The sequence below is a fragment of the Kitasatospora sp. NPDC127067 genome, assembly GCF_042724755.1.
Lineage (GTDB): Bacteria > Actinomycetota > Actinomycetes > Streptomycetales > Streptomycetaceae > Kitasatospora > Kitasatospora lactacystinica.
The window spans coordinates 86,740-92,750 of sequence record NZ_JBHXEM010000024.1; the positions used below are offsets into that span (position 1 = coordinate 86,740).

Consider the following 6,011-nt stretch of genomic DNA (forward strand, 5'->3'; position numbering starts at 1 on the left):
TCAAAAACCCCATATCTGGGGTCCCGCTTCTTTTTTTTAAATCCAACCGCCCCTGGCGGGCCGGGGGGGGGCCGGGGGCCCCCGCGGGGGGGGGCCCCCGCCCCCGTGGGGGGCCGGCGCGCCCGCTTGTGTCCGGGCACCTGTCCGTGTCCGGGCGGAAGGGACCGAAAAGGGCCCGGCGGAAAGGACCGGAACACCGGATCCGCATTCGAACCGGCGTTCCCGGAAATGCATTCCCCGGGGCATTCGAAAAAGCGTGCAATTGACCCCGGCGCCATTTCTGGATGGGATGTTGACTTCCCTTCCGAAGGGCTCCCACCGCCATGCCTGTGCTCACGCGGCTGGTCCTGCCGCACGCCGCCCCCCGGGTGACCGCCGGCCGCCCCGCCGAGGACGAGGACGTCGTCTTCGGGCTGCTGCGCGCCCACTGGCACGGCCGCGGCCTGGAGCTCACCGGCTTCGCCCGCCCGAAGGGCCAGGACACCGCCCGCCCCGGCTCCGCCTGGACCTGGCTGACCCTGCGCCACCAGAACCGGTCCCAGCCGCCGCTGCACCTGCGCTCCCGCCCCCGCCGGATGCCCGAGGTCACCGACGACAGCGCCCAGTCCGAGCACAACCACGACTGGTCCGGCTTCACCGCGCTGATAGCACCCGGCCGGCTGCGCCGCGGGGACCACTGGCTGCTCGGCGACTGGCGGATCGAGGCCACGCTCTTCACCCGCCCCCGCGCCGCCCGGGTGCGCCGCCGGTACGGCGCCCTCGCCCCGCACTGGTGCGGCTCCGGCGAGTACCCGCCGGCCCACTGGGTGGACGACGGCGTCCGGCTCCAGCCGTTCTTCGCCGACGGCCGGCTGCGGCTGCGGCTGGAGCGCCCGGCCGTCCGGATCACCCGCGCCGCCCCCGCCCCCGACGGCCTGGACCTGGGCGGGGTCGCCGACGCCTGCCCCTCCGGCACCGTGCTGCGGCTGCGCCACCGGGAGAGCGACGCGGTGGTCGAGCAGCCGCTCGCCCGCACCGGCAACACCTTCACCGTCCGGGTGCCGTACCGGCCGTTCACCGCCGACGGGCGGGGCAGCGGCAGGCTGGAGCACTGGGACGCCGAACTGCTGCGCCCCGACGGCGGCACCGAACAGCTCTGCCTCGACGAGCGCGGTGGCCCGGTGGCCGGCCAGCACCCGCTGCCCGGCGTCCCGGACCGGGTGCTCTACCTCAAGCACCTCGCCGACGGCCGGCTCCAGCTCTGCGTCCAGCCCGCGGCCGGCCTGGTCGACCGGATCACCGTACGGGACGGCGGCTTCGAACTGTCCGGCCGCTGCCCGGACCCGGCCGCGGACCGGCTGCAGCTGGTACTGCGGCACGCCGGCTCCGCGAGCGAGGTCCGCACCCCGGTCGCCACCGGCCCGGACGGCCGCTTCCGGGTCCGGGTGCCCGCCGCCCGGACCGGCTCGGACGGCGTCGCGCTGCCGCTGCGCAAGGGCGTCTGGGAGGCCGCCCTGGAGCCGGTCGCCCGCCCCGGGGACGGCCGGCCGCTGCTCGCCGCCCCCGCCGCGCTGTCCGCCGTCCCCGCCGCCACCACCGCCGGCGGCAAGCGGGTCCTGCTGCAGCGCCGGTGGCACGACACCCTGGTGGTGGACTCCACCCCGGTGCTCACCGCCACCGAGCGCAGCGCCTGGACGCAGCGCCGGCTGCGCACCGAGCGCTACCCGGCCGCCCGCCGCGCGCCACTGCGCGAGGCGGTGCTGTACGACGTGTTCGGCGGCCGCGGCTACGCCGACTCCCCGCGCGCGGTGCACACCGAACTCGTGCGCCGCAACGCCCGGTTGGAGCACCTGTGGGTGGTCGACGACGCCCAGGCCGAGGTGCCGCCCGGGATCGTCCCGGTGCGCAGCTGGAGCCCGGAGTGGTACCGCGCGCTGGCCACCTGCCGGTACCTGGTCGGCAACACCCACTTCCCGGACTTCCTGGAGCGCCGTCCCGGCCAGGTCGTCGTGCAGACCTGGCACGGCTCCCTGCTGAAGCGGATCGCCCACGACGTCGAGAGCCCCTGGCTGGCCGACCGCGGCTACCTGGCGGCGCTCGACCGGGAGACGCCGCAGTGGAGCCTGCTGCTCTCCCCCAGCCCGTTCGCCACCCCGATCCTGCGGCGCGCCTTCCGCTACGCCGGCGAGCTGCTGGAGTCCGGGTACCCGCGCAACGACGTGCTCGCCCGCCCGGACCCGCGGACCGTCGCCGCCGTCCGCCGCCGGCTCGGCGTTCCCGAGGGCCGGCGGATCGTGCTGTACGCACCGACCTGGCGCGAGGACCAGCAGCGCGGCGACGGCGAGGGCTTCCGGCTCGACCTGCGGCTGGACCTCGACCACGCCCGGCGCCTGCTCGGGCCGGACCACGTGCTGCTGGTCCGCCCGCACGCGCACGTGCGCGAACCGCTTCCCGGCGCCGGCGACGGCTTCCTGTACGACTGCGGGGACTACCCCGACCCGCAGGAACTGCTGCTGGTCGCGGACGTCCTGGTGACCGACTACTCGTCGATCATGTTCGACTTCGCCATCACCGGCCGTCCGATGTACTTCTTCACCTACGACCTGGAGCACTACCGCGACACCCTGCGCGGCTTCTCCTTCGACTTCGAGGCGAACGCCCCCGGCCCGCTGGTGCCGACCTCGGCCGAACTGCTCGGCGCGCTGCGCGGACTCGCCGACGGCGACGGCGGACCGCCGCCCGACTACGCCGAGCGCTACCGGCGCTTCCGGGCCGAGCACTGCGCCCTGGACGACGGCCGCGCGGCCCGCCGGGTGGTCGACCGGATGCTCGAACTCGGCGGCCGGGGAGGCCGGGCGGCGGGGCTGGGCGGGGAGGCCGGGCGGCGGGGCTAGGCGGGAATGCGGGGCCAGGAGGCGCCCAGGTTCACCCGAACGGGTAGCTCCGCCAGGGCCGCCAGACCTCGTCCGCGCCGAACCGGGAGAGGCCGAAGCCCTCCACCGGGAAGTCCGCCCGGAAGTCGCGCGCCTGCTCGTACGCCTGGTCCAGCACGTCGTCCGACAGTCCGTGGGCGACCGTCACGTGCGGGTGGTACGGGAAGGCCAGCTCGCGGGCCAGCGGGCCGGAGCGGATGTCCGCCTCCAGCAGCCGGCACTCCTGGGCGCCCTCCTCGACCCGGACGTACACCACCGGGGAGACCGGGCGGAAGGTCCCGCTGCCGTGCAGCAGCATCCGGAACGGGCGGTGCGCGGCCGCCACCGCCGCCAGGTGCTCCTCGATCTTCGGCAGCGCCTCGGCGGGCACCTCGGTCGGCGGCAGCAGGGTGACGTGGGTGGGTATCGACCGGGCCAGCGGATCGCCGTGCCCGGCCCGGGCGTCCTGGACCGCCGTGCCGTACGGGTCCGGGACGCTCACGGACACGCCGATGGTGACGACCTCGGGGAGGTCGCCACCACCGGGCAGGTGCGTGAGGGGAGTCACCGCTTGGCGGCCGGAAGGAAGCCGATCCGGTCGTACACCGTCTCCAGCGTCACCGACGCCACCGCACGCGCCTTCTCGGCGCCGATCGCCAGCACCCGGTCCAGCTCCGCCGGGTCGTCCAGGAACACCCGGGTGCGCTCCTGGAAGGGGGTGACCCACTCGGCGAACAGCTCGGCCAGCTCGGTCTTCAGGGCGCCGTACATCTTGCCCTCGAAGTGCTCGACCAGCTGGTCCACCGACCGGCCGCTGAGCGCGGAGTGGATGCGCAGCAGGTTGGAGACGCCCGGCTTCTCCTCCTCGTCGTAGGAGACGACGGTGCCGGTGTCGGTGACGGCGCTCTTGAACTTCTTGGCGCTGGCCTTCGACTCGTCCAGCAGGCTGACCAGGCCCTTGGCCGAGGAGGCCGACTTGCTCATCTTGATGCCCGGGTCCTGGAGGTCCATGATCTTCGCCGTCTCCTTGAGGATGTACGGCTTCGGGATCGTGAACGTGGGGGCGTAGCGCGAGTTGAACCGCTCGGCGATGTCGCGGGTGATCTCCACGTGCTGGCGCTGGTCCTCGCCGACCGGGACGGCGTCCGCCTGGTAGAGCAGGATGTCCGCGATCTGGAGGATCGGGTAGGTGAACAGGCCGACCGTGGTGCTCTCGGAGCCGTACCGGGAGGACTTGTCCTTGAACTGGGTCATCCGCGAGGCCTCGCCGAAGCCGGTGAGGCAGTTCATCACCCAGGCGAGCTGGGCGTGCTCGGGCACGTGCGACTGGACGAAGAGCGTGCAGTGGTCCGGGTCCAGGCCCGCGCCGAGCAGCTGGGCGGCGGAGATCCGGGTGTTCTCGCGCAGCGTCGCCGGGTCCTGCGGCACCGTGATCGCGTGCAGGTCGACGACCATGTAGAAGGCGTCGTTCTCCTTCTGCAGGTCGACCCACTGGCGCACCGCGCCCAGGTAGTTGCCGAGGTGGAACGAGCCGGAAGTGGGCTGGATGCCGGAGAGCACCCGGGGACGGTCCTTGGCCGGACCGGTGACCGCTGCGTTGACCATGCGCGCCATTGTTCCAGTTCCACCGCTCGCTCAGGAAACCTCCGCCCCCGGAGGTTCGGCCAGTGTGACCGCACTCACCCCGACCCGGGCGATCCGCCGGCCCTCGACCTTGGCCACCGTCAGCAGCACCCCGCCGCCGCCCTCGACCGGAACGCGCACCTGGTCGCCGTCCCGGGGCAGCCGGCCGAGCGCGGCGACCAGGCAGCCCGCCACCGTCTCGTACGGACCCTCGGGCAGGGAGACGCCGGTCTCCTCGGCGAAGTCGCCGAGGTTGAGCAGGCCGTCCAGCTCGACGCCGCCGCCGGCCAGCCGGCGGGTGGGGGCGGCCTCCGGGCGGTCGTACTCGTCCCGGATCTCGCCGATCACCTCCTCGACCAGGTCCTCCAGGGTGACGATCCCGGCGGTGCCGCCGTACTCGTCGACCACGATGGCCAGGTGGTGGCCCTCCCGGCGCATCTCGCCCATCGCCTCCAGCACCAGCTTGGTGCCGGGCAGCAGCTTGACCGGGCGGGCCAGGTCGCGGACCTTGACGGCCTGCTCGCCGCGCGCGCCGTACAGGTCGCGGACGTGGACGAAGCCGACCACCGCGTCGGCGCTGCCCTCGACCACCGGGTAGCGCGAGTGCGGGGAGGTGTCGGCCTGGTGCCGCACGGCGGCCAGCGGGCGCTCGGCGTCCAGGAAGGTCACCTCGGTGCGCGGGACCATCACCTCGCGCAGCTGACGCTCTCCGGCGGAGAACACATCGGCGATCAACGCCCGTTCGTCGCTTCCGAGTTCGGTGCTGGCGGCGACCAGGCCGCGCAGTTCCTCGGAGCTCATCGAGCCGCGGCCCGCCGCCGGGTCGCCGCCGAGCAGCCGGACCATCAGGTTGGTGGAGTGGCCGAGCAGCCAGATCACCGGCCGCAGCACCACCGACATCACGTCCACCACTGGGGCGGCGATGACCGAGATGGACGCGGCGCGCTGCAGGCCGATCCGCTTGGGGGTCAGCTCGCCCAGCACCAGCGAGGCGTAGCTGATCACCAGGGTGAGGCCGACCAGGGCCACCGCGTCGGCCACGCCCGCGGACAGCCCGGCCCGGACGAACAGCGGTGCGACCTTGCCGGACAGGGTGTCCGCGCCGAAGGCGGCCGACAGGAAGCCCATGCAGGTCACCCCGACCTGGACGGCGGCCAGGAAGCGGTTGGGGTCGGCCGCCAGGTGCGCGGCCCGCGCCGCGCGCCGGGTGCCGAGCCCCTCCAGCGTCCGGATCTGGCCCTCGCGCAGCGAGATCAGCGAGATCTCGGCGACGTTGAACAACCCGCCCAGCAGGATGAAGACGAGGACGAGCGCGGCGTCCCCGAGTGTTTCGTTCACAGCGGGCCAGTGTAGGACCGCCGCTGCCGCGAGGACCCGAACACGACGGCGGCCCCCCCCGGGCCGGGGGGGAGGCGGGGGGCCCCCCCGGGCCCCGGGGGGGGGCGGGGCCGGAGTGGTGTTTAATAAAAAATGACCGGGCGGCCGGGTTGGGGTGGG

Annotated in this window: 4 protein-coding genes; 1 reads left to right on the top strand and 3 read right to left on the bottom strand. The window is 74.0% G+C overall.

Annotated features, from left to right (window positions below):
- Positions 1 to 323 precede the first annotated feature (323 nt).
- The gene (locus tag ACFWJ4_RS13585) at positions 324 to 2,873 is read left to right on the top strand and encodes a CDP-glycerol glycerophosphotransferase family protein (protein WP_380542971.1); all 2,550 of its coding nucleotides are present in this window, start codon (positions 324 to 326) and stop codon (positions 2,871 to 2,873) included.
- 31 nt (positions 2,874 to 2,904) lie between these two features.
- Here ACFWJ4_RS13585 and ACFWJ4_RS13590 read toward each other — a convergent pair whose 3' ends face one another.
- The 3 genes from ACFWJ4_RS13590 to ACFWJ4_RS13600 all read right to left on the bottom strand — a co-directional run bounded on the left by ACFWJ4_RS13590 (position 2,905) and on the right by ACFWJ4_RS13600 (position 5,852).
- Entirely contained in the window at positions 2,905 to 3,459 is a 555-nt protein-coding gene (locus tag ACFWJ4_RS13590; RefSeq protein WP_380542974.1) for a 2'-5' RNA ligase family protein, read from the bottom strand.
- Positions 3,456 to 4,451 (bottom strand): tryptophan--tRNA ligase, encoded by a 996-nt coding sequence (trpS, locus tag ACFWJ4_RS13595; protein ID WP_380542986.1) that lies wholly within the window; start codon positions 4,449 to 4,451, stop codon positions 3,456 to 3,458. The genes ACFWJ4_RS13590 and trpS overlap by 4 nt, the downstream gene beginning before the upstream one ends.
- 75 nt (positions 4,452 to 4,526) lie before the next feature.
- The gene (locus tag ACFWJ4_RS13600) at positions 4,527 to 5,852 is read right to left on the bottom strand and encodes a hemolysin family protein (protein WP_380542977.1); all 1,326 of its coding nucleotides are present in this window, start codon (positions 5,850 to 5,852) and stop codon (positions 4,527 to 4,529) included.
- Between the last annotated feature and the right edge of the window lie 159 nt (positions 5,853 to 6,011).

Coding starts and splice junctions, on each gene's coding strand:
- ACFWJ4_RS13585 (WP_380542971.1), top strand. CDS start 324: ATGCCTGTGCTCACGCGGCTGGTCCTGCCGCACGCCGCCCCCCGGGTG.